Source organism: Nocardia yamanashiensis (assembly GCF_021183565.1).
Classification (GTDB): domain Bacteria; phylum Actinomycetota; class Actinomycetes; order Mycobacteriales; family Mycobacteriaceae; genus Nocardia; species Nocardia yamanashiensis.
This window is the reverse complement of sequence record NZ_CP089226.1, coordinates 5,597,140-5,623,035: the sequence shown is the minus strand read 5'-3', so window position 1 is coordinate 5,623,035 and position 25,896 is coordinate 5,597,140. Positions and strand designations below refer to the sequence as shown.

Genomic DNA, 25,896 nt, shown 5'->3' with positions numbered 1-25,896 from the left:
TTCTTACGGGCGTGCTAGCCGATAGCGAGCACAGATTTACCGAGTGGAAACACAATGCCGCTTGTGAATGCTGCGGGATAGCTGGCGATCTATGCTATGGCGGCGTGAATGCCCGATAGCGGCACTGGTTACAGTGCGGCTGTGCCTGTGCCCGAAGTGAACTCCGTGCTCGCCGCCACCGCCTTCGGCGCCACCCCCGAGCGAGCTGCCACCGGATTGCCCGCTCCCGCGAATCCCGCCGAATCCTGGCTGCGCGCCGTCGCCCTGGGCGGTGTCGGGGACTATGCCGCGGCCCGCGCCGAACTCCGCCGCGCCCGCCGCGCCACCACCGATCCGGTCCTGCGCTCGCTGACCCACAGCACCGAGGGCTCCCTGCTGCGCCAACTCGGCTGGCACAGCTACGCCGCTGTCTCGGATGGGCGGGCCGCCGCCCTGGTGCTGCCCGGCCCGGTCCGCACCCCCGTCACCCCCGCGCTGGAAGCGGCTCGTGCCGAGGCGGTTTGCGATGCGTTGACGGGCCTGGCCGCGGACGCGCTCGGCACCGCGCGCCCGGCCCTTGCCGCCCGGCTGCTCGAACGTTGCCGCCAGCAGCTCGATGTTCATCTCCCGGATCCGGGCACGGCGTGGCGGCAGCGGGTCCGGCTGCACTGGGTGAGTGCCGAAACCGCGCTGTCGGCACCGGGATCCGGTTTGATCGCCGCGCCCGCGCCCGGCGCGCTCGCCGATTGCGAACGGGCACATCCCGATCCCGCCGTCGGACACGCCGAAGCGGCGCTGGCGCTGGCCGAACGCGCGCCGTCGCAGCGTCACCGGGTGAAATCCCGGCTATTGCTGGCCGCCGCGACCACCGTGGCGGGCGATCTCGACCGGGCCCGCGCATTGGCCGCCGAAGTCGATTCGCAATGCGCGGAATTCGAGCTGCGACCGCTGCGCTGGGCCTGCGCCATGCTGCGCGCGGGCATCGATCCGGCCGGTGACGGTGCGGCCGTCGCAGCCGATACCGAACGGTTGCTGGCTACTAGGGGCGGGCGATTCCGTTCGGCCGCCGATCATCTCGCGCGACCCTGAGTGTTCTCCGGGAGGTCCCTGAATCGTCCCCGAGAGTGACCCCGTAACACCTGTCTCGAATGAGTCAGCCGCTATTGTTGACGCGTTCCGCCCCTCCGCGGAAGCACCGCCCCTCCGGCGAAGTGCCACTCGTAACGCCAGGAACAGCTCTGACGATGAACAACACGGGTGAGGAGTTGGATCCCGCAGTCGTCGCTGCCGCCGCGCAGGGCGACCGGTCTGCGCTCGCCCAGGTACTGGAGAGCATCCGCCCCTTGGTGGTGCGGTATTGCCGTGCGCGCATCGGTTCCGCCGAACGTGGATCGCTCTCCGCGGACGACGTGGCGCAGGAGGTATGTCTGGCCGTGATGACCGCCCTCCCGCGTTATCAGGACCAGGGCCGGCCGTTCATGGCTTTCGTGTACGGCATCGCCTCGCACAAAGTCGCCGACGCTCATCGAAATTCCGCCCGTAACAAGGCGGACGCCATGGCCGAAGTACCGGATGTCATATCCACCGACCAGGGACCGGAGCAGCGAGCTCTCGAATCCGAAACCAGCCGGCAGATGAACGCTCTGCTGGCGACGCTTCCGGAAAAGCATCGAGAAATCCTGATCCTTCGCCTGGTCATGGGTCTGTCGGCAGAAGAAACCGCAGTTGCCGTGGGCAGTACGGCAGGTGCTATACGAGTCGCCCAGCACCGGGCACTCGCGAAACTCAAGTCTCAAGTGGCGAGGGCAGGTGAAATGTATGGCTAGGGATGGCGAGCGCGGTCGGGGCGACTGGAAGGCGCGACCTGGATCGCAGAACAGCGGTCCCTACGCCGAGGCGTCCGGTGACACCGGGCCGGTGGACATCGCCGCGGTGCGCCGCGACGATGCGCTGATCGACGCCATCTCCGGCGACGGTCCCGTGCAGACGGGCACCGCGGAGGAATATCAGCTGGCCGCATTGCTGGCCAACTGGCGAGCGGAGATCGTGGCCGAGCCGATGCCGGCCGGACCCGACCTGGACACCATCGTCGCCGCGGTCAATCAAGAGATCGGCGCGCGCACCGCGCGTATCAATGCTCACGCCGGTGGGCGACTACGACTGGTGCGGCCCATTCTGGGTGCGGCGGCGGCCATCGCCCTGGTCATAGGCGGTCTGACGGCGTTCTCCTACAATGCGGCACCCGGCGATCCGCTGTGGCGGATCAAGGAGGTCGTGTTCAGCGAGCAGGCCCAGACCACCGTGGTGGCGCGGGCCGACGGCGACCTGATCGAGGCGCAGAAGCTGATCGAAGCGGGCAAGCCGCAGGAAGCCGCCGCCGTCATGGAGCGGGCGCAGGCCAATGCCAGCCAGGTCAACGACAGCGGCAAGAAGGACGATCTGCTCGAGCGCTGGCAGTCCCTGCTGGTCAAGCTGCCGCCGGAGGTGCAGGCGACGCTGTCCGCGACCACGACGCCGTCGACACCGAGCACCGGCAAGCCCGCGGTGACCACGCAGCCGAACGTCACGGTGGCGCCCACGGCGCCCACCACGGGCGGCAACGCGACCCCCGATCCGACGATCATGGGTGTCACTCCGGAACCGGGCACCGGCGGTCCGAGCACCGGCGGCCACACCACCGTCCCGACCCAGCCCAATACCCAGCCGTCGCAGCCGGCGACCGAACCGTCGGAGCCTTCCGTGCCGACGGGCGGGCCGGTCGTCACCACGACGGCCGCGGTCCCGACCGCGAATCCGGGTACCGGAACAGGTGGCGGCCAGCCCGCCACCCAGCCGCCGGTGGAGCAGCCGACGGCCGGCATTCCGACGCTGCCGGCGACGCAGCCGAACACGCTGCCGACCGCGGGCATCACGATGCCGAACTTCCCGGCTCCGGGCGCGACTCGATGAGTACCGGGCGCGGCTGCGATAACGACGCGTGAACCGATCGCCGATCCGGCGATCGGTTCATTTGCGGCACTACGGCCTTCGCGGCGGTGTGCCGCATTCGTCTGCTCCGGACACGAAAAACCGGGCCTGCGTTCCGTGAGGGACGCAGGCCCGTAATCGTTTTCAGCGGGTAACGGTCGCGATCAGAGATCGAACCCGTCGAACCCGTCGCCGTGCAACGCCTCGTTCATCGAGGCATCGGCATATCCACGGCAGTAGTCCCAGGTGACGTACGCCTCGGGAGTCGGATCGTAGGCGGGTTCGTGCGGGCGCACCGTGCCGTCCACCAGTAGCTGGAGGAGGTTGGCGCGCAACATGTCCCAGTCGTGGTAGTGATCCTGCCGACAGTCCTCGCAGCTGACGACCAGCCCGCGAATTCCGCGATGGGCCAGCAGCGCCTCGTAGACCGCGAGGTCGGCGAGATCCTCTTCGACCGCTAGACGCTCGTGAGGATCCAGCGGTTCCCCCGGCTCGATGGCATCGAGCGCGGCCGACGGGTCGGAGGGGTCTCCGGCGAATGGATCCGGCGGCAAGCCAGGTGGTAGATGGTCACGCACAGGTCCACGGTACGCAGACAACACCCCTCCGCGCCAGCGCTGACGCCCATTTGCCCCCACTTCGCTGGTGGCGAAGCGCACAGTGTCCCAGTGTGAAAGCACACAGCGCCGTATGAGTAGGACTACGCAGTGTCCGAGGAGGCACGCTACAGCGCGCGGTGGCCGCGCGCACACCGGCGGAAGCTACCGGCGCGGACTCCCGGGCGTGGGTGCGATCCGGAATCATGCGACCGATACCATGGTTGACCAAGAGCCGGGTAGGAATTTCCGGCATTGTCATTCATCCACTCGTTCGCCGGGGTACCGGGCCGGAGAACGAGGACTTAGGTCCAGGAGGGGTCGATCCGATGAGCAGTCCCGTGACGGGCGAACGAAACAACGGCCGCCCTCATACGGGCGGCGACGATCCGAACAAGATCGCGATGCTGGGTCTCACCTTCGACGATGTGCTGCTGCTGCCGGCGGCGTCCGATCTCATTCCGAGTTCGGTGGACACCTCGAGCAAGCTGACCCGCGACATCACCCTGCGCACGCCGCTGGTGAGCTCCGCCATGGACACCGTGACCGAGGCGCGCATGGCCATCGCCATGGCCCGCGCGGGCGGAATGGGTGTGCTGCACCGCAATCTGTCGGTGGAGGCGCAGTCCTCGCAGGCCGAGACCGTGAAGCGTTCCGAGGCGGGCATGGTGACCGATCCGGTCACCTGCAGCCCCGAGAACACCCTCGCCGAGGTCGACGCCATGTGCGCGCGGTACCGCATCTCCGGTCTGCCGGTGGTGGACGCGCAGGGCAATCTGGTCGGCATCATCACCAATCGCGATATGCGTTTCGAGGTCGACGAGAACCGCAAGGTCGCCGAGGTGATGACCAAGGCGCCGCTGATCACCGCCCAGGAGGGCGTCACCGCGGAGGCCGCGCTCGGCCTGCTGCGCCGCCACAAGGTGGAGAAGCTGCCGATCGTGGACGGCAGCGGCAAGCTGCGCGGCCTGATCACGGTCAAGGACTTCGTCAAGACCGAGCAGTACCCGAACGCCACCAAGGACCGCGACGGGCGACTGCTGATCGGCGCCGCCGTCGGTGTCGGTGAGGACGCCTGGGCGCGCGCCATGACCCTCGCCGATGTCGGGGTGGACGTGCTGATCGTCGATACCGCGCACGGGCATCAGTCCGGCGTGCTGCAGATGGTCACCAAGATCAAGGCCGAGGTCGGCGAGCGCGTGCAGATCGTGGGCGGCAATGTCGCCACCCGCGCCGGCGCCCTGGCGCTGGTCGAAGCCGGCGTGGACGCGGTGAAGGTGGGTGTGGGCCCCGGCTCCATCTGTACCACCCGCGTGGTCGCCGGTGTCGGCGCGCCGCAGATCACCGCCATCCTCGAGGCCACGGCCGCGTGCAAGCCGCACGGGGTTCCGGTCATCGCCGACGGCGGCGTGCAGTACTCCGGTGATATCGCCAAGGCCATCGCGGCCGGCGCGTCCACCGTCATGCTGGGCTCGCTGCTGGCCGGCACCGCCGAATCGCCGGGCGAGCTGATCCTGGTGGGCGGCAAGCAGTTCAATAGCTACCGCGGTATGGGTTCGCTGGGCGCCATGCAGGGCCGCGGCGAGGCCAAGTCGTACTCGAAGGACCGCTACTTCCAGGACGACGTGCTGTCGGAGAAGAAGCTGGTGCCCGAGGGCATCGAAGGCCGGGTGCCGTTCCGCGGTCCGCTGGACCAGGTCATCCACCAGCTGGTGGGCGGTCTGCGCGCGGCCATGGGCTACACCGGCGCGCAGGGCATCACCGACCTGCAGGCCGCGCAGTTCGTGCAGATCACGGCGGCCGGCCTGAAGGAATCGCACCCGCACGACATCACCATGACCGTCGAGGCGCCCAACTACACCACCCGCTAGCGGATGGGCGGCTTGCCGGGACGGTTCCCGGCAAGCCGAGGCCCGGAGGTTCGCGGGCGGCGGTTCGGATCCATGGAGACGCTCGATCCGGACCGCGGCTCGATGGACCTCCGCCTCGACGCGGAGAGCGAACGGCTCCGGACTCCGTGCTGCGGAGGAGCGGAGCGCTCCGCTGTTCGGCGGAGTGGAGAGAGTAGCCTCTGACCGGGGCCGCGACCGCCTCCACCGCACTGCGGCTCACTCGCGGCGCGGCCGCGGGCAATCAAACACCGAGAGGACTGAACGAACAATGCGCGACCTCGTCGAGATCGGCATGGGCCGGACTGCCCGGCGCACCTACGAACTGGACGATATCGAGCTCGTTCCGTCGCGGCGGACGCGTTCGTCCAAAGAGGTGTCGGTGGCCTGGCAGCTCGACGCCTACCGGTTCGAGATCCCGTTCCTGACCCATCCGACCGATGCGCTGGTCTCGCCGCGCTTCGCCATCGAACTGGGCAAGGCGGGCGCGCTCGGCGTCATCAACGGTGAGGGGCTGTGGGCCCGGCACGCCGATGTCGAGGCCAAGCTGATCCAGCTGGTCGAGACCGCGGAGAAGGAAGGCACCGAGCCCGCCATCGCGCTGCTGCAGGAACTGCACGCCGCGCCGATGCAGCCCGAACTGCTGGCCGCCGCGGTCGCCGAGGTGCGCGCCGCCGGCGTCACCACCGCGGTCCGGGTGAGCCCGCAGAATGCGCGCGCCCTGACGCCCGCCCTGGTGCAGGCCGGTATCGACCTGCTGGTCGTGCACGGCACCATTATCTCCGCCGAGCACGTGGGCGACGGAGAACCGTTGAACCTCAAGACCTTCATCGCCGAGCTGGATGTGCCGGTGGTCGCGGGCGGCGTGTCCGATCACCGCACCGCGCTGCACCTGATGCGCACCGGCGCGGCCGGCGTCATCGTCGGCTACGGCTCGATGCAGGGCGCCACCACCACCGGTGAGGTGCTCGGCATCGGCGTCCCGATGGCCACCGCCATCGCCGATGCCGCCGCGGCGCGCCGGGACTACCTGGACGAGACCGGCGGGCGCTACGTGCACGTCATCGCCGACGGTCAGATCCTCACCTCGGGCGATATCGCCAAGGCCATCGCGTGCGGCGCGGACGCGGTCATGCTCGGCGTGCCGCTGACGCTGGCGCAGGAAGCGCCGGGCAGCGGCTGGTACTGGCCGTCGGCCGCGGCGCATCCGTCGGTGCCGCGCGGTTCGCTGCTGCCCTACGCCATCTCGGAGGAGCGGGTGCCGCTGGAGCAGGTCCTCAACGGGCCCTCCAACGATCCGTTCGGTTCGCTGAACCTGGTTGGCGGCCTGCGTCGTTCGATGGCCAAGACCGGCTACAGCGATCTCAAGGAATTCCAGAAGGTCGGCCTGAACGTGCGCGGCTGAGGCTGCCCGCACTGTTTCTCGACCCCGCCGCGTGCCGCGGCGGGGTCGAGCCGTTTCCGGGGCGGCTGCCGGGCCGTGGCCGACCGCCACGGGTGCGCAGTCGACAGCCCGCGAACCCGAGCCGCGTGCGGGGCCCTGACGTCCCGCAGTCCGTAGTCGTCGCGAGGACGACGTGTTCAGCCCGGCGCGGTGTGGACCGGACGCGCGGTTCAGGCGTCAGCGGCCGCTGTCGTGTGGGGATCGGGCTGGGGAGCGCGGGATTTCGATGTTCTCGGGCGATTGTGCCGAGCTGCGTGGGATTTCGACGGTCGGCGGGACGGGATCGGTGGTGCGGATGGGGATTTCGCCGGACCAGAGCCGGGTGGAGGGGGAGGCCAGGGCGCGGGTGACCGCCGGTTCGCGCAGGAATTCGCGGAGGGCGGTGTCGATCAGCGCGGGGTGGGTGAGGTTGACGGTCTGGCGTGCGCCCTCGATCTCCAGGTAGCGGGCACCCGGCAGCCGGTCGGCGAGTTCGCGGGCGTGGGCTCGCGGGACGCCGCCCAGCGTGGGGTGGATTACCAGTGCGGGGCAGGTGATTTCGGCTAGTCGGTCCAGGATGGCGTCGCGGCCGAGCAGGGCGCCCGCGGCGATCTCGGTGGCATGCGGGTCGCGGTCGAGCCAGCGCGCCACCCATTGCGCGTGATGCCGCTCGTCCGCGCCGAGCAGCCGGTGGGCCAGGAAGGCGGCCAGCGCGGGCCGGGAGGAGTCCTCGTGCCACTTGTCCAGGAAACGCCGGGCATTGAGCTGTTCGACGGGCGTGGGCTCGTGCGCCTCGGTGCTGATAAGTATCAGTGCCGCAACACGATCCGGCGCGAGCAGGGCGGCGCGCAACGCGATGGCGCCGCCCTGGGCGGTACCGCCCAGCACGGCTCTTTCCACACCGAGCTGATCCAGCACGGTGAGCTCGTCGCGGGCGCAGGTCCAGTAGGTGAACGGCAGCCCCTCGTCCCGGGTACGGCCGTGCCCGCGCGCATCGGGGGTCACGAGCCGGAACTCGGGGGTGAGTGCCGCCTGCTGCGACGCGAACATCGTTCGGTCCATGAGGAATTCGTGCCCCAGCAGTACTACCGGTCCCTCGCCCCCGCTGTCCTCGTAGTGGATCTCGGCGTCGATCGCACGGGCGAATGGCACGAGTTAGAGAATAGCCAGACCCTCTGACGAAAACCTCCGCTTTCCTCCTGACGACACACCCGGTGTCAGTGGACCCGCCGTACCGGGGCCGGAGTTCCCCCCGGCGCGGGGCGGCATCCCCTATCGCCCGGCGGGCACGCCCGCTATCGTGCGCCCCGCTGCGGGCCACCCCGGGCGCGGGCCGAGGGTTTTGCCGCCTAGGGTCGGAATGCCCTATTGCCGTGCGGACGCGGCCCGATACCGTCCCTTCGCCTCCACCGTTCGGGCCGACCGCCACCGCTTCCGAGGCCGGTGTGCGCCAGGCCCGGTGGAGGTCCAAACTGTCCCGCCTCTCCGCGACTTCTGCGCGCGGCACGGAGCCGTTATCAGTCGGGCACGCGTGCCGGCGGTTCGGAGCGAACCTATTTCGGGCGTCCCCGGCGAGTTACCCCGATCGGAGCGAAATCAGTTGTCGCCAGTGGAACGCTGGATCCAGTACCGGGGCTCGTGTGTTCTATGTCGCTCTTTAGACTGATTCGGTGGCAGAAACCCAGCGACCAGTCCTTGTCGTCGACTTCGGCGCGCAATACGCCCAACTGATCGCGCGCCGGGTGCGCGAGGCCAGCGTCTACTCGGAGGTGGTGCCGCACACCATCACCGTGGAGGAGATCGCGGAGAGGAATCCCGCCGCGGTGATTCTCTCCGGTGGCCCGAGCAGCGTGTACGCCGAGGGCGCGCCGCAGCTGGACGCCCGGCTGTTCGATCTCGAGCTGCCGGTGTTCGGTATCTGCTACGGCTTCCAGGCCATGGCGCAGGCGCTCGGAGGCACGGTGGCGCACACCGGGACTCGCGAGTACGGCCGCACCGAGCTGAGCGTGGACGGCGGCATCCTGCACGGTGGCCTGCCCACCCGGCAGCCGGTGTGGATGAGCCACGGTGACGCGGTCACCGACGCCCCCGCCGGTTTCGAGGTCACCGCGACCTCCGCGGGCGCGCCGGTCGCGGCGTTCGAGGATCGGGCGCGCAAGCTCGCGGGTGTGCAGTACCACCCGGAGGTGCTGCATTCGCCGCACGGCCAGCAGGTGCTGAGCCGCTTCCTGCACGAGATCGCCGGCATTCCGGGCGCGTGGACCGCGTCCAATATCGCCGAGGCGCTGATCCAGCAGGTGCGCGAGCAGGTCGGCGACGGCCACGCCATCTGCGGGCTGTCCGGCGGCGTCGATTCCGCTGTCGCCGCGGCGCTGGTGCAGCGGGCCATCGGCGATCGCCTGACCTGTGTGTTCGTCGATCATGGGCTGCTGCGCGCCGGTGAACGCGAGCAGGTGCAGCGCGATTTCGTCGCCGCGACCGGGGCCAAGCTGGTCACCGTCGACGCGGTGGACAAGTTCCTGGGCGAGCTCAAGGGCGTCTCCGATCCCGAGGAGAAGCGCAAGATCATCGGCCGCGAGTTCATCCGCTCCTTCGAGGACGCGGTGGCCGAGGTGGTCGGCGAACAGGGCGAGACCAAGGTCGAATTCCTGGTGCAGGGCACGCTGTACCCGGACGTGGTGGAGTCCGGCGGCGGCGCCGGCACCGCGAACATCAAGAGCCATCACAATGTCGGCGGGCTGCCGGACGACCTGGAGTTCGCGCTGGTCGAGCCGTTGCGTCTGCTGTTCAAGGACGAGGTGCGGGCCGTCGGCCGCGAGCTCGGCCTGCCCGAGGAAATCGTTGCGCGCCAGCCGTTCCCGGGTCCGGGTCTGGCCATCCGCATTGTCGGCGAGGTGACCTTCGAACGCCTGGAGCTGCTGCGCCAGGCCGATGCCATCGCCCGCGAGGAGCTCACCGCCGCCGGGCTGGACAAGCAGATCTGGCAGTGCCCGGTGGTGCTGCTGGCCGACGTCCGCAGCGTCGGCGTGCAGGGCGACGGCCGCACCTACGGTCATCCGATCGTGCTGCGCCCGGTCTCGTCCGAGGACGCCATGACCGCGGACTGGACCCGCCTGCCCTACGAGGTGCTGGAGCGCATCTCCACCCGCATCACCAACGAGGTGGCCGATGTCAACCGCGTGGTGCTCGACGTGACGAGCAAGCCGCCGGGCACCATCGAATGGGAGTGAACCTCCCGAGGACATAGCGAAGGCCCCGCACACCCGGTGTGCGGGGCCTTCTTGCCTTCCGGTGGAAGGCGTTTCGCCGTCCCGTTGGGGGGAGGTCGGTGACGGCGAAGTCTCTACTCGCGGGGTTTGCGGGGCGAGAGCACCAGCACGATCCCTACCACGATGGCCGCGATCACCACGATCCAGCCCAGCGACAGTCCGCCGGACACCGGCCAGAAGTGCGGGCCGATGAAAGCCCAGACGCTCACGCCCAGTCCGAGCAGTCCCGCCAGGAGCAGCGAGAACGGCGGACGCCGAGAAGTCTTGTTGTCAGCCACGATTCACCTCCACATTGCCCATCCGGACGTCGATATCGAGATTGAGGACCGGACCCGTCGCGGGCCCCGACATGCCCTCCTTGCAATTGGCGTTGTCGCCCATGCCGATCTCACAGGTGGTGCGCACCCGCAGGTTCTCCGGCAGCAGTACCCGCACCTCGCCCATACCCAGCGACACCTTGACCGTGCGGTCCTCGGTCAGCGCCAGTTGCCTGAGATCGAGGGTGGCCGAACCCATTCCGAGGTGATACTCCGGCTGCAGGTCGGCGGCGGTGACGGCGGACCAGGTACGGTCGCCCATCGAACCCTGATCGAACTGGATCGGCCCGACCAGCGAGGACAGGATCACGAACCCGGCCAGCGGGGCCAGGATCACCATGAGCCCGTAACCGCGCCGCAGGAACGCGCCGACGATCAGCCCGAGCGCCACCACCGCCAGCGCCGCCGCCCCGATCCGGCCCGGCGTCATCCAGTCCACCCCGGCGGCAGCGACCGACCCCGCGGCGGCCGCGGCCAGCAGCGCCAGCCCGATGGTGATCGGCGTCAGCCGGGACCGCGGCTTGCGCGGGGCGGCCGTCTGTACCGGATTCTGTACGGGCGCGGCGGGTTCCGGGAGATCCCAGGCCATCGGTGCGACGCCGAGCGGGTCCCAGCCGGGTGGGGTGGGGCCGAAATCGGGGGAGATGGGGGCCGGGCCGTACGGGCTGTACGGCCGGTCCAGCGTGCTGGGAATCTTGTGCAGGACAGCGGTTTCGGTGCTCTCCACCGTGATTTCCTTCGTCAGGTGCACGGTTTCGTGCGTTTCCGGTTTCTCGGGTTCCGGATCAGGCTCCTGATCGGGGGCGGGCTCGGCCGCGCTCTCTTCCTTCTTCAAAACCACGGTGGTGCTGTCGAGTTCGGTGCGCGCCGGCTCGATGACCTCGGTCGGCCGCTCCGTCTCGAACGTGACCGCATTGCCCTGGACGGGCTCCGGCTCGTAATGATCCGGCAGCTTCGTGTACGGCCCATAGGTTTCGAAAGACGGTGTGGTACCGGGATATCCGGTCCACCAGGGATTGGTCACGGGCCCGCCGACGGCGCTGTCGGCGGGGGCCTCCAGATACCCCGCCGGCGCCGTCGGCTGCCGCTGATACAACAGCCACCAGCCCGCCAGCATGAGCGCGAAACTGATGGCCCCGGACCCGCCGAGCCCCACCCCGACGGGCCCCATCGTGCTGACGACGATCCCCAACGCCACCATCAGCACAATGGTCCGCGACGAATTCTGCGAACTCTGTCCCTTCCCGAACAGCGATTCCGCCGCCGAAGTCTCGTCCCCCGCCTGCGGCAGCAGCAACCACGCCATCAGATACAGCGCGATCCCCGCCCCGCCGAACAGCGCCGAAACCACGAAGGCCACCCGCACCACCACGGGATCCACATCGAACCGCCGCCCGAACCCGGTCGCCACCCCCGCGATCGGCCCCTGCTGCGGCAACCGCACCGGCCTGGTGCGCCACAATTCGTGCAGCTGCTCGGAGAAGCCGGCCCGGCCGGTGTTCGGGGACCAGTCGCTCGTCTTCGTCATGCTCCCCATCGTGGCGGCTCGCCCAGCTCAGGCGCATCAGGGTTGACCCTGAAGAATCACCTGAATTGCATTCGGCCGGTCAGCGGCAGGGTGGGGAGTAGGGGAGTTGGGGGAGATAGTGTTTCCACAGTTCCGCGGTCCACATATTCCCCGTGGTCGCGCAAATGCGGTCGATGGCGTGTTGTTCGTCGAGGTCCCAGTAACGCAGCGCGCCGTCCGCCGCGGGCATAACCAAATGGCGGCCATCGGGCGCCAGCATGGCTGTCCACGAATTGCTTTTGGTCGATCGCAGTACGGCGACCAGCTCGGGATCCGATCGATCGGCCAAGTCGAGTTGTTGTACGGTCCCGTCGACGCCGATGGTGACCAAGGTGCGCGAATCCGCGCTGAACCCGACCGGTTGGATCGGCAAGGTGTGCATGGTGATCGCCGCGCCGAGCCGGACGGGCCGGCCAGGATCACCGATATCCCAGACTTGTACGGCTTCGTTGGCGGTGACGACCATGGTGCGTCCATCGGGTGAGATGGCCACGAAATTGATCTGTACCGCGGGTTGTCTGACAAGCTCCGCGACCTGCCGTGGGAGACCGGCATCGGCGATGTCCCACAGCGTGGCCACGAACTCCGGATGCTGAGCGTCGAGTGTCGTGCCCCGCATGACGAGGGTCTTGCCGTCCGGGCCGAAGACCGGCTGCTGCTGATCGATGTCCCCGGCGAAGCGGACGCCGAGCGGCCGCGGGGTGGTCGGATCGGCGAGATTCCACAGTTGCAGCGTGTCGCGGTCGGCGGAAACCGCGCTGCGATAGTCATTGCTGAAGGCGATGAATCCGCGGGTTTCGGTGGCCGGCAGACGCCACTCGCCGAGGGACCGGATGCGGGAAGGATCCGAGCTGTCGAGTACGCGCAGGGTCTGCGACTCGAACTCCGAGCGGATGATTCGCGTACCGTCGGTGTTCAGCCACGAGAAGGCAGGTCGGCCGGGGAAGCTGCCGATTCTGGTGGGATGCAGCGGGTCTCCGAGGTCCCAGAGCGTGGAGGCGCCGTCACGCTCGTGGCTGACCATTCGGGTGCCGTCGCCGGAAAAGACCGGGGCCGGATTCCAACCCGAGTTCGCGGACAGTACAGCTGGTGCCAGCGACCAGACCTGGAGATCACCGCTGTTGCCACCGGCCGTGACGGTGTGGCCGTCGGCACCGAAGGCGACGGCGGACGGCCCGCCGGTGCACGGAGCGGTCAGCCGGTCGAAATGGCATGTCGCGGGACGCATGGAGAGCCTGCTGTCCAGTTGCGCTGGAGCGCTGGGATCGGTCACGTTCCAGAGCGTGGAGCCACGGTTGCCCGTCGTCACCAGGGTGTCGCCGTCCGGCGCGAAGTCCAGCGCGCTGATCGCATAGCTCGGCGATTCCAATGCGGACAGCAGCCGCGGGTGCGCCGGATCGCCGATTGCCCACAGCCGCACCGTGGGTTCCTGTTTGCCGGTGGGCGGGATGCGGTCGTCGCCGCCGCCGATCGCCAGCACCGAGCCGTCCGGGCTGAAGGCGAGCGCACCCTCGGCGACGCCGAACGGCGCGCCCAGTTCCGGAGCCACGATGGTCGGCGCGGCCGGGTCGCTGACCTCCCAGAGCTGGTTCACGCCGCGCCCGTGTTCGCTGTTGTCGCTCAGCGCGAGCAGTTTCCCGTTGGGGCTGAACCGGATTCCGCCGATGGTGCCGAGTGCGGCCTGATCGGGCAGCGGCCGGATCGCGCGGACGACCGGCGCGGCGGGCGTACTCACGTCCCAGAACATGAGTTTCGAGAAGGTGAGCACGGCCAGAGTGCGGCCGTCCGGGGCGAATTCGACTCGGGCGCGACCGAATTCCCCGAGCCCGGGCAGTGTGCCGAGGGAGCGGGGAGTCGCCGGGGTGGACAGGTCCCACAGGGTGATGGCGCGGTTCGCCACCGCTTCCGATTCGACCGTGGCGAGCAGCCGGCCGTTCGCGCTGATCGCCATGTCACCGACGCCGCGCAGCGGTTGCCCCAGTGCCCGGGGACGGAGTGCGTCCCCGCGGTCCCACACCCTGAGTTCACCGCCCTCGGCCAGTGACGCCAGCAGCGAACCGCCCCGCTGCGCGATGAGTTTCGTGATCTGCCGGGAATGCGCGGCGGTCACGCTGACCAGTGGGTTCGATTGTGTCAGTAGCAGTTTGGAGCGCACTGCGGTCGAGTCCGGCCGCATTCGCCAAGCGATCAGGTTCAATTGCGCGGCCAGCGAGGGATCGCTGTCCTGCACCTGATCGGCGGCTGTCAGGACGGCCGCGAAGTCCTGGTCGGTCCGGCGTTGATCGGCGATTCGATTCTGTGAGTATGCGGCGAACCCGGTGATCAGCAGGATCACGCCGAGCAAAGCCGATGCGGCCTTCGCCCGGGCGGAGCGCCGCCCGGTCCGCGCTGCGGCCGCTTCGGATGCCGCGAGGAATTCCGCGGCGAGCGGGCCGATGGATCGCCGATCCAGGACCTCGCCGGCGTTGCGCAAGCGGGTCCCGCGATAGCAGAGCGACGGATCGCGGTCCTGGGCAGCCCATTCGGCGGCGTCGGTCTCCAGCCGCTGCCGCATCAGATATCCCACTCGATCCTCGTCGATCCAGCCCCGCAGGCGAGGCCAGGCCGACAACACGATCTCGTGGGTGAGCGTGACGAGATCCGCGTCGAGGGTGATCAGGCGGGCGCGGGCGAGGACTTCCAGTGCGGCGGTGACGTCTTCGGGATCGGCGGCCCGCCGCAACAGCTCGGCCCGATCGGCCTGGCGACGGGTGTCGCGCGAATCCTGTCCCACCGCAACCAGTCCGAGCAGGATCTCCTGCGCCGCCGCCTGCTGTGCGGGCGACAACTCGCTCCAGGTTCGTTCGGCGGTCTCGGCCACCGCGCCGACCACGCCGCCGGCTTTGCGATACCCGGCGATGGTGAGCCGCCGTCCTTCCCGATGCTGCCAGGTCGCGGCCATGACATGTGACAGCAGCGGCAGCGCGCCCGGATCATAGGCGCGATCATCGTGATGGTCTCCCGCGCCGCGCAATTCGCTGACGATCAGCTCCTCGAGCCCGGCTTCCAGCTCCATTCCGACGGCTCGCGCCGGGCCCGAGATCGCCAGCGCCAGTTCATCGGGCGACAACGGGCCGAGCGGATAACTGCGCTGCTCCAAGGCATCCCGCAGGACCGGATAGTTCAAGCACTGTGCGTAGAAGTCGGCACGCAGCGCCACCAGCACGCCGACCGGATCGTCGGCCCGGCACGCGATTTCGTTCAACTCGGCGAGAAACCCCTGCCGCTCCGCATCATCGGCACAGACCGAGAACAGCTCCTCGAACTGGTCGACGATCAACAGCCGGTCCGCGTCCTCGCCGCTCTCCGCCAAGGCTTGCGCGAGCCGTGCCCGCGGCTGTTCCCCGGGCGTGATACCGATGACCCGTCGCGCGGCCATCGCCACGCCCACCCCGGCCGCCAGCAGCGACGACTTCCCCGCCCCCGAAGCCCCCACCACCACGACGATCCCGCTCGCCCCGCCGACCAGTTCGACCAGCTCACCGACGGCTCGGTCACGCCCGAAGAACAACGCGCGATCCGCACGCTCGTACGCCGCCAATCCGAGATACGGACACGCGGATTCGGCTTCCTCCTCCGGATCCCACGTCGTAGCGGCCCGCCAAAGCCGCTGCCACCCCTGCGGATCCGCCAACTCCCGAGGCAGCGCCGCCCCGCCCTTCCGCGCCGCCTCGACCAGCGTGAGCACCACCGGCAACAGCGATTCGAACCGCGCCGGCACATTCCGCCCGGCCTTCCAATCACTGATCCGTTGCGCCGAGGCAGCCCCCGCCCGATTCCCCTGCGCCGCCCGCATTCTCGCTTCGGTCGCCGCGGCCACCCGCCGCAGCGTCGGATTCCCCGCCGCCGCATACAACTCGGCAAACCGTTGCGCGAAAAGCGCGCGGGGCGAGAGGATCCGGATCTCATCACCGTCGGCACTGTGTGTTCGATCCCCCGCGAGCATGAACTGAATCTAATGTCCGGGCGGAGCCGATGTCGGATCGGAGGCGGCATCGGCGTAACTGGCATGGCCGGCAGGCATTCTCGTATCGAAGGGCGTAGTTGTAGCTGGTACTTCGAGCCGGCGCCGATCACAGCACCGCCGGATCACCCATCACCCACTCGGTGGCGTCGGCCTCAGGGGAGGTCGCCTCGATGATCGTGTACGCCTTCACGGTGACCGGTCCGGCGCAGTTGTCGATGGTGGCGTGGATGTCGCGGTCGACGATGTAGCCGGTGCCGGCGGCGGGGAGGGGCTTCTCTCCGCCCTTGACTTCGATGTACTTGCCCTCGTCGAGGGTCAGCGAGACGCCCATGCTGCCGGTGACGGTCGGGCCGATGCTGAGGGTCGCGGACGGCATCAGGCCGGAGCTGCCGAGGCTGGCGCCGAGGGTGGCGCCGGCGCTGCCGCCGATCGAGGCGTTCATCGTGAACTTCACGTCCAGGTCGATGGCGCACCCGACGAAGAAGCCGGTCTTGATCTTTCCGGTGCCGCCTTGGACGCTGCCGTACGCGGTGTTGTTCAGGTACAGCTCGCGACTGGTCGGCATCCAGTTGATGGGCGTCACCGACCAGGCGGAGTTGTCGCGGTGGCCGACGACGGCGGTCATGCCGTTGGGGGCGGCGACCGTCTTCTCGTGCGGTGCGAGTTCGCCCGCCGCGGCGGGGGCGATGCCTCCGGCAGCTCCGAACAACAGCCCCGTCGAAGTGAGTGCGGCGGCGATAGCGGTCTTGATCATCATGCTGGTTCCTCCCCGAACCGGTGTGCGCCGCTGCGGTAGCGGTCGCTGAGCAGAAATCTATGGACGCGATCAGCGCCGGACGAGCTCGCGAGATTGTGGATGCGTGGAAAACCGCTGGTAGAAACGCTGCTCCGGCTTCTCCGGTCCGGTCGAACGGGAAACGCCCGGGGACCGCCGGGCTGTCCGGACCGGACAGGAATCACGACGATCCGGCCCGGTCTCAGGGTGGGAATCCGGGTGTTTCCGGATGCCCGGGTGTCGGTCCGGCGTGCCAATATCGAAGGCATGTACCCGGCCGCGCCCTTATACGACCCTGCCCGCGGGGCGTTCGAGCCCCAGCGTGCGGTGGAAGCGGGGCCGCTGCCGCCGAGGCTGGTGCGGCGGGGCGGTGGGCGGATCGTCGGCGGGGTCGCGGGCGGGCTCGCCGATCATCTCGGGGTCGACGTCTTCAAGGTGCGGATCGCGTTCGTGCTGCTGGCCGCGCTGGCCGGGGCCGGAGTGGTGGCGTACGGGCTGCTGTGGATCTTCACGCCGGGCGGCATGGACAGCGCCAAGCCGAGTCCGGCGGAGCGGCGGCAGGCCATCGGGCTGGCGCTGCTCGGTATGGGTTTGGCCGTCGCCATGGCGTGGGTGTTCAACGGGACGGCCGCGCAGGTGGTGGGGCCGATCATCGTGGTGACGGTCGGCGTGGCGCTGGTGTGGCGCGAATTCGACGCGGACGGACCACGTTCGGTGTTCGGGCTGCCGGCGGATTCGTCGGTGGTGACCTGGGCGCGGATCGTCGGCGGGGCCACGCTGATCGTGGTCGGGCTGGGCGTGGTGGTGCTGGCGCGCATCGATCTGAGTTCGCTCGGGTCGGCGCTGCTGGCGGTCGCGGTGACCCTGGTCGGGGCGGGGCTGCTCACCGTGCCGCTGTGGCTGCGCATGGTGCGGGCGCTCAATTCCGAACGGGCGGCGCGCATCCGGAACGAGGAACGCGAGGAGATCGCCTCGCACCTGCACGATTCGGTACTGCAGACGCTGGCCCTGATCCAGCGCCAGGCCGACGATCCGCAGGAAGTGGTGCGGCTGGCGCGCAGTCAGGAACGCGAGCTACGCCGGTGGCTGTTCGACGACGCCGGGCCCGCGCAGGAGTCGAGTCTGGCGGCGGCGCTGCGCACCATCGCGGGCGAGGTGGAGGATCAGCACGGGGTGAAGGTGACGCCGGTGACCGTGGGCGATGTGGCCATGGATGTCGACGACAGCGGAACCGGTTTGCCCAAGGAGCATTTCACCGCGCTGCTGGGCGCCACCCGGGAGGCGCTGGTGAACGCGGCCAAGCACGCCGGGGTGCCGGCCATCGACCTGTTCGCCGAGGCGGAACCGCATCAGGTGAGCATTTTCGTGCGCGATCGGGGCCAGGGGTTCGACCCGAAGACGGTGGAAGCCGACCGGCAGGGCCTGGCCAAATCCATTCACGCCCGGATCGAGCGGCGCGGCGGGCACGTGGAGATAGACTCCGCCCCGGGCCGCGGCACCGAGGTGCGAATCATCATGCCGCGCAAGGATGGCAAGGACGACCGCCTGGTCGCGCAGAACGACATCCCCGAAGACGCCGCCCCGCTGTGAAACGGTGATACCTATGGGGTGGGTCCGGTTCGTCAGTGAGGAGAGGTAGTTGAGCATCCGGGTTTTTCTGGTCGACGACCATGCCGTGTTCCGGTCGGGAGTGCGGGCGGAGTTGGGCCGGGAATCCGATATCGAGGTGGTCGGCGAGGCGGGCGGGGTCGCGGAGGCCATCGCCGGGATCAAGGCGATGACACCGGATGTGGTGCTGCTGGACGTGCACATGCCCGACGGCGGCGGGGTCGCGGTGCTGCAGGGCATCGAATCGGGTCCGGTGTGCCTGGCGCTCAGCGTGTCCGATGCCGCCGAGGATGTGATCGCGGTGATTCGCGCGGGGGCGCGCGGCTATGTCACCAAGACCATCTCGGGTCCGGAACTGGCGGACGGGATTCGCCGGGTGTCCGGCGGCGACGCGGTGTTCAGCCCGCGGCTGGCGGGGTTCGTGCTGGATTCCTTCACCGGCAAATCGCAAGTGCCGGAACCGCCGCTGGACCCCGAACTGGATTCGCTGACCCCGCGTGAGCTGGAGGTACTGCGCCTGCTGGCCCGCGGTTACACCTACCGCGAGATCGCCGAGACCCTGTTCATCTCGGTGAAGACGGTCGAGACGCACGCCTCCAACGTGCTGCGAAAGACCCAGCAGTCCAACCGCAATGCGCTCACCCGCTGGGCGCACCGCCGTCGCATCGACTGAGAAGCTCTACAGCGCAACCAAGATCACGATAATGATCAGCAGGCCGATGAGCAGGCCGACCGCCACCGCCAGCGGGCCCGCGTTCGGCCCCAGCTTGGACAGGTCGAACCCGCCCGATTTGCGTTGCGGGGCAGCCGGAGCCGCGGTCGGTGTGCGCTGCGGGCGCGGCAGCGGGCTGGAGTTGGGACTGCGCAGACCGGCCGCGGAATTGCGCGCCGCCCAGGCCGGAATGGTGCCGTCCTCGGTGCGCACCGGCGCGCCGAGAATGTAGGGCGCGGTCCCGGGACCGAAGGCGGCGGTGAGGATTTCATTGCGCGCCTCGGTCATGGTGGGTCGGCGCTGCGGCGCGGGCTCCATCATGTGCAGCAGGACTTCGGTGAGCGGCCCGCTGCGCTGCGGCGGAATGATCTGCGCCATGGCGGCGCGCTCGACGATCACATTGCTGTCCTCGTCGAAACCGAACGGCGGCTGCCCCTCGATGGCGGTGTACAGCGTTGCGCCGAGCGAGAATACGTCGCTGGCGGTGGTCGGCCGGGCCCCGCGCGCCACCTCCGGCGGCAGATAGGCGGGCGTGCCGGTGATGACGTCGCCGATCTCCTCGGAGGTGTCGTTGGCCCCGCTGGAGATGCCGAAGTCGCTGAGCTTCACCATGCCCACCTCGTCACCGCGATCGGCGACCAGGATATTGCCGGGCTTGATATCGCGATGCACGATGCCGGCGGCGTGCGCGGCGGCCAGCGCGTCGGCGACCTGCGCGCCGATCTGCGCCACCTCGATGGGGGAGAGGGCGTCGGCCAGTGAGAGCGCCTTGGCCACACTGCGCGAGGGCAGGTACTCCATCACCAGCCAGGGTTCACCGGCCTCCAGCACCACGTCGTACACGGCGATGGCGTGCTCGTGCGACAGCTTGGCCGCCACCCGCCCCTCGTGCATGATGCGGCTGCGGACCTCGTGAGCTTCTTCCTCGCTCAGTCCGGCGGTGGTGAGCACCTGTTTGATGGCCACATCGCGATGCAGCAGGCGGTCGGTGGCGAGCCAGACGGCGCCCATACCGCCGCCGCCGAGCTTCGACTGGAGGCGATAGCGGCCGGCGACCAGGTAATCGGGGCCGACGATGGGACGGGCGCGTTCGGTCACAAGGGTGCAGGGTAGCGGAAAACCATCCTGACTGGCCTGGTTCGAAACTCGTCGTTTGCGCCACTGCCCCTTGACGCGCGCCCGGGCTCGAGTTCTACTGTGGCAAGGAGTCGAACGTATGTTCTAGTATTCAAGTAGCTGGAGCGGTGCTGATTCTCCGTCCAAATGGGGTCCGTTCATCGGGAGAGGTGGTCGATAGATGGGTTCGGCAGGCGAGGCGAGGCAGGAACAGCTGGCGGAGCTGCGCCGCCGCATGGCCGCCGTACCGGCGCGCGGTGCGGAGCGGGCAGCCCGCGTACCGGCGGCGGAAGAGTTGCGGCGGGAGTCGTTGCCGGTTCCGGCCGCGCTCGAAAGTCTGTTGCCGGACGGTGGTTTGGCGAAGGGCTCGGTCGTGGAGTACGCGGGCACCAATTCCCTGCTCGCCGGTTTGCTGGCCGCCGTGACCGGCGCCGGCGGGCATGCCGCGGTGGTCGGTCTGCCGCGCCTGGGCTTGCTGGCCGCCGTCGAAATGGGTGCCCGCCTGGACCGTCTGGCCGTCATCTCCGACCCCGGCTCCGACCCCTTGGAAGTAGCCTCGGTTTTGCTGGATGGCCTGGACCTGGTCGTCCTCGACCTGAACGGGCGTTCCGTCCCCGCCGCCCGCACCCGCGTGCTCGCCGCCCGCGCCCGCGGCAAGAACTCCACCCTCGTCGTCACCGGCGGCGCCTGGGCCGGACCCTCGCTGCGCATCGATACCCGCGTCGCCGGTTACACCGGCCTCGGTCGCGGCTGCGGCCGCCTGCGCACCGTCCGCCTCGACGTCGCCATCCGCGGCCGCACCACCCAGCCCCGCCGCGGCGAACTGAACCTCGCCCCGGGCAACGGCCGCGTCGAATGGGTGGCCACGAATTCCGGCCCGCAGTCCCTCACCTTGAACCGTCATGCGGTCTCCTGACCGTTCCGGAGGCGTTCGGATGGGCGGTATCGGGTTGTAGGGCAGCGGGTTTCGGTTCGGACAGGCGGTGGCGCCGTGGGGATGGAGCAGGTGTGAAGGCGCGGTCGCGGGTGCTGGTGGTGTGGTGCCCGGATTGGCCCGCGGTGGCGGCGGGGGCCGAGGCGGGGGTGCCGGTGACGCGGGCGGTGGCGGTGTTCTCGGCCAATCGGGTGGTGGCTTGTTCGGCGGTGGCGCGGGCCGAGGGAATCACGCGGGGGTTGCGGCGGCGGGAGGCGCAGGGGCGGGTGCCGGATCTGCTGGTGGCGCAGGCGGATCCGGATCGGGACGCGCGATTGTTCGAGCCGGTGGTGGCGGCGGTGGACGCCACGGTGCCGGGGGTGGAGGTATTGCGGCCGGGGGTGCTGGCTTTGACGGCGCGGGGCGCGGCGCGGTTCTTCGGGTCGGAGGAGGCGGCGGCCGAACGGCTGGTGGACGCGGTGGCGGCGGTGGGGGTGGAATGCCAGATCGGGATCGCCGATGAGCTGTCGACGGCGGTGTTCGCGGCCCGGCACGCGAGGATCGTGCCCGCCGGTGCGGGTGCGGAATTCCTTGCTCCGCTGCCGGTTTCGGAGCTGGCGGGGGAGTCTTCGCTGGCCGGGCCCGAGCGGCAGGAGCTGGTGGATCTGCTGTGGCGGCTGGGGCTGCGGCGGATCGGGGACTTCGCGCGGCTCACCCCCGCCGAGGTGTCCTCGCGATTCGGGGCGGATGCCATTGCCGCGCACCGGTGTGCCCGCGCCGAACCCGAACGCCCGCCCTCGGCCCGCCCGCCGTCACCGGATCTGACGGTGCAGGACCGCTGCGATCCGGCGATCGAACGCGTGGACATGGCCGCCTTCGCCGGCCGCCGCCTCGCCACCCGATTGCACGAGCGCCTCTCCGCCGCCTCGGTGGCCTGCACCCGCCTGGCCATCTACGCCGAAACCGAGACGGGAGAACAGCTTTCCCGCATCTGGCGCTGCGCCGAACCCCTCACCCCGGACAGCACCGCCGACCGCATCCGCTGGCAGCTCGACGGCTGGCTCACCCGCCGCGCCCTGCGTGACAGCCGCGCCCGACGTTCCACCGGGCGCACCCCGCCCCCCGCCGCAGCGCGCGATTCGACCTCCGGCGCTGCTCCCGATACGACGCCCGGCGGTTCCCGCGCCGAGTCCATCGGCGTGCGCCCCGGCGCGGGCAGTGTCTTCGGGCGCGGCGCGGAGTCGCGAGCGAATGCGGATTTCGATGCGGCGCACGAAGAATGGGACGAGCGCGGCGCGATCACGCTGCTGCGGCTGGAGCCGATCGAAGTGGTGTCGGCGGGCGCGCTGCAGCTCGGGTTGTGGGGCGGGGTCGGCGAGGACGAGGAGCGGGCGCGCCGGGCTTTGATCCGGGTGCAGGGCCTGCTGGGCGGCGACGCCGTGCGCATGGGCGTGCTCAGCGGCGGCCGCGGGCCGGGCGAGCGCATCACCATGGTGAATCTGGGCGACGAACCGGTGCCCGCCGCCGATCCCGCCCAGCCGTGGCCCGGCCGCCTCCCCGAACCCGCACCGGCCATGATCCTGGCGAATCGCCCGGAGGTCCGGCTCGAAGCCGCCGACGGCTCCCCGGTGTGGGTGAGCGACCGCGGCCTGTTCACCGCTGACCCGGCCCGGCTGCACTGGGGCAGCAGCTCCTGGCACCTGACCGCCTGGGCGGGCCCGTGGCCGCTGGACGACCGCTGGTGGAGCCCGCACCTCCCACACGGCTACGCCGCCCGCGCCCAGGTACAACTGGACGAGGCCGACGAACACCACCGCCGCCGGGTCCTGTTGCTGCTCGGCTATCAACACACCTGGCATGTGGAAGGTCTCTACGAGTAGGCCGTCGTCCGGAAGGCGCTCCGAGTGCACTGTCACGCGGACCCGTCGTCCGGAAGGCGCTCCGAGTGCACTGCCACGCGGACCCGCCGTCCCGAAGCACTCCGAGCGCACCGCCCTTCGCCCCCGGCGTCCGAGTGCATGCCGAGCATGGCCGGGAATTTCGCGGGTCCGATTTGTTTCGCGCAGGTCGCGGGTTTATGGCGGTGCGCACATCCTGCGGCGGGCCGGCGGGGCGGTCCGTACGCTGGTTCTTCGTGGAGTCGACGGTCAGCAAAGTCGCGTTCGGGGACGCGCGGATCGCCTACCGGGATTCGGGGGCGGGGACCGGGCACTCCGGACCGCCGGTGGTGCTGGTGCACGGGATGGGCGGGGACGGGCACACCTGGGACCGGTTCGCGGCGCGGCTGGTGCGCCGGGGGCGGCGGGTGATCATTCCGGATCTGCGCGGGCACGGCCGCAGCGGGCACGCCGATTCGTATCTCTTCCCGGAGTTCGGCTCCGATGTGCTGCGCCTGTGCGAGCGCCTCGAACTCGGCCGGGTGGATCTGGTCGGGCATTCGCTCGGCGGTTACGCGGTGTCCTGGGTGGCCATGCAACGGCCGGAGCTGGTGCGCCGCTTGGTGATCGAGGAGCAGCCGCTGCCGCTGCGGTCCGGGGACGAACAGGTCACCTTCACCCGCCGGCTGCCGTCGGTGCCGGAACTGTGGCACGCCACCACCAGCCTGCTGCGGCATCCGCGCGCCGTGCTGGCCTTCGATCGCACCATGACCGGGACCGCGCTCGAGCAGTTCCGCAAACCGTATCCGGAATGGTGGGAGGGGCTGGCCGAGATCAGCGCGCCGACGCTGTTCCTGCGGGGCGGGCCGGGCGGCATGGTGGATCCGGTGAAACTGGAGCTGCTGTGCGCCGCTCTGCCCGATTGCACGGTCCGGGCCTTCACCTGCGGCCACAGCATTCACCGTGATCGCTACCCCGAATTCGAGGCCGCGGTGCTGCCTTTCCTGGGCCACTGACCTGCCCGGCGCAGCGGTCCGCCGGGTCGCGCTTTTCCGGCGCGGACCGGCCGCGCGGTGAAATGCCACGACCGCCGCACGCAGGCGATTTGCGCCCTTCTACAGTGATGCTGTGTCCGCACTCGAGCGCCCGGTCCTGTTCTTCCCGGATGAACGATCGTTCCGGGATTGGCTGGCCGCCAACCACGCCGCCGTGGACGGCATCTGGGTGAAGTTCGCCAAGGATCCCGGCGTCGAATCACTGGGGTACGACGGGGCGGTGCGGCAGGCGCTGTGCTTCGGCTGGATCGACGGGCAAGCCCGCCGCGCCGATGACGAATTCACCCTGCAGGGGTTCACGCCGCGGCGGCGCAACAGCCCGTGGACGACCCGGAACACCGCGGTCGCCGAGGAGCTCATCGCGCAGGGGCTCATGCATCCCGCCGGGCAGGCCGAGATCGATCAGGCCAAGGCGGACGGGCGGTGGAGCAATGCCGAGGAACGCGATGTGCCGCAGGACTTCCTGGACGAGCTGGCCAAACATCCCGAGGCCGCGGCCTTCTTCGAGACCTTGCCGCCGCTGTCGCGCTACACCGTCGGCTATGAGCTGAGCAGTGCGGCCCGGCCGGAGACGCGGGCGCGGCGGCTGGAGCGGATGATCCGGAATCTGATCGACGGGAAGCCGCTGTGACGGAGTTCGAGGGGCTGCCGTGTTCGGCGGCGGCGCAGGACATTCCACTACCCGGCAGCGCGACCCAGGTCACCGGATGGCTGTGCGTGGAACAGCCCGGTGCGTGGGGGCGCGATGTGATCGGCGACGAAGTGCTCGGGCCCGAGATCACCGCCGAACTGGCCGCGCGCACCAAGGCCGCGAAGGTGCGGCCCACGCTCATCCGGCGGCCGGGGCGCAATGAATTCACCGGCATCCGAACGGTATTGCTGGCCAGTTCGCGGCCGGAGGGGTCGTGGTGCGAGCGGATCGCCATCACCGATCTGAAGGAACTCCTCGACATCGACCTGCACCTGATCAACGGCCCCGCGCCGGGACTCGGTGTGGCAGTGAAAGATCCGCTCGTCCTCGTCTGCGCGCACGGCAAACGCGACCAATGCTGCGCGCTGCTCGGCCGCCCCATCGCCGCCCGGCTGGCCGAGGAATTCCCCGACCAGGTCTGGGAGTGCTCACACACCGGCGGCCACCGCTTCGCCCCCGCGTTGGTGGTGCTGCCCACCGGACTGACTTACGGCCGATTGAACGGTGATTCGGCCACCCGAGTCGTTCGATCCGCCCGCCGCGGCGAACTCGAACTCACCGGTTTCCGCGGCCGCAGCCACCACACCCCCGTCGAACAGGTCGCCGAAATCGCTGTCCGCCAACGGCTCGCCGACGACGACTACACCAGCCACACCCCGGAATCCGATGACTACGGCTCGGCGACCGCCAGGAATCCGAGTGCGGGCGAGCCCGATTCGCCGGCAGCGGGTGCGCCGGGCACCGGCGATGCCACCGCACCTACGGCGGACACCACCCGCATCGACGCCCTGCAGGTCACCGCCGCCGCGGCCGGCACCGTCCCGGACCACGATCCCGCCAACTTCGCCGGGGCGGCCGTGGTCACCCACCGTGACGGCCGCCGCTGGCTGGTCACCGCCCGCACCGAAGCGCACGCTCCCCGCCAAGCCAGTTGCGGCGCATCCCCCAAACCCGCCACCGCGATAGTCGCCGACACGGTCCGTCCACTGTCCTGATCCCGTGGGGGAGCGGTGGCAGGCAAAGCCGCGGTCAGAAGTCACGCGCAGGAAGCTGCGGGCAGGGAAGCGGCAGCCACCCCGGGCCCTAGCGTTCAGGCCTGATCCAGTGGGGAGCGGCAGCTGAGAAGCCGCGGTCGG

General features: G+C 69.7%; 20 protein-coding genes. 13 read left to right on the top strand and 7 right to left on the bottom strand.

The window, feature by feature from the left end; all coding sequences use genetic code 11:
- Window positions 1-141 precede the first annotated feature (141 nt).
- The 3 genes from LTV02_RS26425 to LTV02_RS26415 all read left to right on the top strand — a co-directional run bounded on the left by LTV02_RS26425 (window position 142) and on the right by LTV02_RS26415 (window position 2,928).
- Window positions 142-1,068: a hypothetical protein gene (locus LTV02_RS26425; RefSeq protein ID WP_233034545.1), complete on the top strand. Its 927-nt coding sequence runs from the start codon at window positions 142-144 to the stop codon at window positions 1,066-1,068.
- A gap of 155 nt (window positions 1,069-1,223) precedes the next feature.
- Window positions 1,224-1,805: a sigma-70 family RNA polymerase sigma factor gene (locus LTV02_RS26420; protein WP_067711665.1), complete on the top strand. Its 582-nt coding sequence runs from the start codon at window positions 1,224-1,226 to the stop codon at window positions 1,803-1,805.
- Complete coding sequence (locus LTV02_RS26415) at window positions 1,798-2,928, top strand: anti-sigma-D factor RsdA (RefSeq protein WP_233034543.1); 1,131 nt, start codon at window positions 1,798-1,800, stop codon at window positions 2,926-2,928. Before LTV02_RS26420 ends, LTV02_RS26415 begins: the two co-directional genes overlap by 8 nt.
- Window positions 2,929-3,110: 182 nt before the next feature.
- On the opposite strand, the gene LTV02_RS26410 is transcribed toward LTV02_RS26415, so the two are convergent.
- Window positions 3,111-3,524 carry a DUF5319 domain-containing protein gene (locus tag LTV02_RS26410; protein WP_067711659.1) on the bottom strand — a complete coding sequence of 138 codons (414 nt, stop codon included), beginning with the start codon at window positions 3,522-3,524 and terminating at the stop codon, window positions 3,111-3,113.
- A gap of 347 nt (window positions 3,525-3,871) precedes the next feature.
- Between LTV02_RS26410 and guaB the strand changes: the two genes are divergently transcribed.
- Both guaB and LTV02_RS26400 read left to right on the top strand, forming a co-directional pair.
- Complete coding sequence (guaB, locus tag LTV02_RS26405; protein WP_269821561.1) at window positions 3,872-5,413, top strand: IMP dehydrogenase; 1,542 nt, start codon at window positions 3,872-3,874, stop codon at window positions 5,411-5,413.
- 289 nt (window positions 5,414-5,702) lie between these two features.
- Window positions 5,703-6,836, top strand: coding sequence for a GuaB3 family IMP dehydrogenase-related protein (locus LTV02_RS26400; protein ID WP_233034542.1), 1,134 nt, complete (start codon window positions 5,703-5,705; stop codon window positions 6,834-6,836).
- A gap of 216 nt (window positions 6,837-7,052) precedes the next feature.
- On the opposite strand, the gene LTV02_RS26395 is transcribed toward LTV02_RS26400, so the two are convergent.
- Window positions 7,053-8,006, bottom strand: a complete 954-nt coding sequence (locus LTV02_RS26395) for an alpha/beta fold hydrolase (RefSeq protein ID WP_233034541.1) — start codon at window positions 8,004-8,006, stop codon at window positions 7,053-7,055.
- A 518-nt stretch (window positions 8,007-8,524) separates the two neighbouring features.
- Here LTV02_RS26395 and guaA point away from each other — a divergent pair.
- Entirely contained in the window at window positions 8,525-10,084 is a 1,560-nt protein-coding gene (gene guaA, locus LTV02_RS26390) for a glutamine-hydrolyzing GMP synthase (protein ID WP_067711647.1), read from the top strand.
- 113 nt (window positions 10,085-10,197) lie between these two features.
- Here guaA and LTV02_RS26385 read toward each other — a convergent pair whose 3' ends face one another.
- From LTV02_RS26385 to LTV02_RS26370, 4 genes are all read right to left on the bottom strand, one after another.
- Window positions 10,198-10,401 carry a hypothetical protein gene (locus LTV02_RS26385; protein ID WP_233034540.1) on the bottom strand — a complete coding sequence of 68 codons (204 nt, stop codon included), beginning with the start codon at window positions 10,399-10,401 and terminating at the stop codon, window positions 10,198-10,200.
- Window positions 10,394-11,968, bottom strand: a complete 1,575-nt coding sequence (locus LTV02_RS26380; RefSeq protein WP_233034539.1) for a PspC domain-containing protein — start codon at window positions 11,966-11,968, stop codon at window positions 10,394-10,396. Before LTV02_RS26380 ends, LTV02_RS26385 begins: the two co-directional genes overlap by 8 nt.
- Window positions 11,969-12,047: 79 nt before the next feature.
- Window positions 12,048-15,992, bottom strand: coding sequence for an nSTAND1 domain-containing NTPase (locus LTV02_RS26375; protein WP_233034538.1), 3,945 nt, complete (start codon window positions 15,990-15,992; stop codon window positions 12,048-12,050).
- 127 nt (window positions 15,993-16,119) lie between these two features.
- Window positions 16,120-16,770 carry an MspA family porin gene (locus tag LTV02_RS26370; protein ID WP_233034537.1) on the bottom strand — a complete coding sequence of 217 codons (651 nt, stop codon included), beginning with the start codon at window positions 16,768-16,770 and terminating at the stop codon, window positions 16,120-16,122.
- A 285-nt stretch (window positions 16,771-17,055) separates the two neighbouring features.
- On the opposite strand from LTV02_RS26370, the gene LTV02_RS26365 reads away from it, so the two are divergent.
- Window positions 17,056-18,378, top strand: a complete 1,323-nt coding sequence (locus LTV02_RS26365) for a PspC domain-containing protein (RefSeq protein ID WP_084534925.1) — start codon at window positions 17,056-17,058, stop codon at window positions 18,376-18,378.
- Window positions 18,379-18,433: 55 nt separating this feature from the next.
- On the top strand, window positions 18,434-19,069 hold the full coding sequence (locus LTV02_RS26360; protein WP_157762194.1) for a response regulator: 636 nt from the start codon (window positions 18,434-18,436) through the stop codon (window positions 19,067-19,069).
- 6 nt (window positions 19,070-19,075) lie between these two features.
- Here the strand turns inward: LTV02_RS26360 and LTV02_RS26355 are convergent, their stop codons facing one another.
- Window positions 19,076-20,206, bottom strand: a complete 1,131-nt coding sequence (locus tag LTV02_RS26355) for a serine/threonine-protein kinase (RefSeq protein WP_233034535.1) — start codon at window positions 20,204-20,206, stop codon at window positions 19,076-19,078.
- A 199-nt stretch (window positions 20,207-20,405) separates the two neighbouring features.
- On the opposite strand from LTV02_RS26355, the gene LTV02_RS26350 reads away from it, so the two are divergent.
- The 5 genes from LTV02_RS26350 (at window position 20,406) to LTV02_RS26330 (ending at window position 25,755) form a co-directional block, all read left to right on the top strand.
- A complete protein-coding gene (locus tag LTV02_RS26350) occupies window positions 20,406-21,140 on the top strand; it encodes a hypothetical protein (protein WP_067711633.1) in 735 nt (244 codons plus the stop codon).
- A gap of 92 nt (window positions 21,141-21,232) precedes the next feature.
- Entirely contained in the window at window positions 21,233-23,017 is a 1,785-nt protein-coding gene (locus tag LTV02_RS26345) for a DNA polymerase Y family protein (RefSeq protein ID WP_233034533.1), read from the top strand.
- A gap of 254 nt (window positions 23,018-23,271) precedes the next feature.
- Window positions 23,272-24,030, top strand: a complete 759-nt coding sequence (locus LTV02_RS26340) for an alpha/beta fold hydrolase (RefSeq protein ID WP_233034531.1) — start codon at window positions 23,272-23,274, stop codon at window positions 24,028-24,030.
- Window positions 24,031-24,142: 112 nt separating this feature from the next.
- Window positions 24,143-24,700: a YdeI/OmpD-associated family protein gene (locus LTV02_RS26335; protein WP_233034529.1), complete on the top strand. Its 558-nt coding sequence runs from the start codon at window positions 24,143-24,145 to the stop codon at window positions 24,698-24,700.
- Window positions 24,701-24,714: 14 nt separating this feature from the next.
- Window positions 24,715-25,755, top strand: a complete 1,041-nt coding sequence (locus LTV02_RS26330; RefSeq protein WP_408639423.1) for a sucrase ferredoxin — start codon at window positions 24,715-24,717, stop codon at window positions 25,753-25,755.
- Window positions 25,756-25,896: the final 141 nt, after the last annotated feature.

Bases quoted from the DNA above. Each gene is read 5' to 3' on its own strand.
- LTV02_RS26415 (WP_233034543.1), top strand. From the start codon at position 1,798: ATGGCTAGGGATGGCGAGCGCGGTCGGGGCGACTGGAAGGCGCGACCT.
- LTV02_RS26365 (WP_084534925.1), top strand. From the start codon at position 17,056: ATGTACCCGGCCGCGCCCTTATACGACCCTGCCCGCGGGGCGTTCGAG.
- LTV02_RS26375 (WP_233034538.1), bottom strand. From the start codon at position 15,992: ATGCTCGCGGGGGATCGAACACACAGTGCCGACGGTGATGAGATCCGG.
- LTV02_RS26380 (WP_233034539.1), bottom strand. From the start codon at position 11,968: ATGACGAAGACGAGCGACTGGTCCCCGAACACCGGCCGGGCCGGCTTC.
- guaB (WP_269821561.1), top strand. From the start codon at position 3,872: ATGAGCAGTCCCGTGACGGGCGAACGAAACAACGGCCGCCCTCATACG.
- LTV02_RS26420 (WP_067711665.1), top strand. From the start codon at position 1,224: ATGAACAACACGGGTGAGGAGTTGGATCCCGCAGTCGTCGCTGCCGCC.
- LTV02_RS26350 (WP_067711633.1), top strand. From the start codon at position 20,406: ATGGGTTCGGCAGGCGAGGCGAGGCAGGAACAGCTGGCGGAGCTGCGC.
- LTV02_RS26400 (WP_233034542.1), top strand. From the start codon at position 5,703: ATGCGCGACCTCGTCGAGATCGGCATGGGCCGGACTGCCCGGCGCACC.
- LTV02_RS26370 (WP_233034537.1), bottom strand. From the start codon at position 16,770: ATGATGATCAAGACCGCTATCGCCGCCGCACTCACTTCGACGGGGCTG.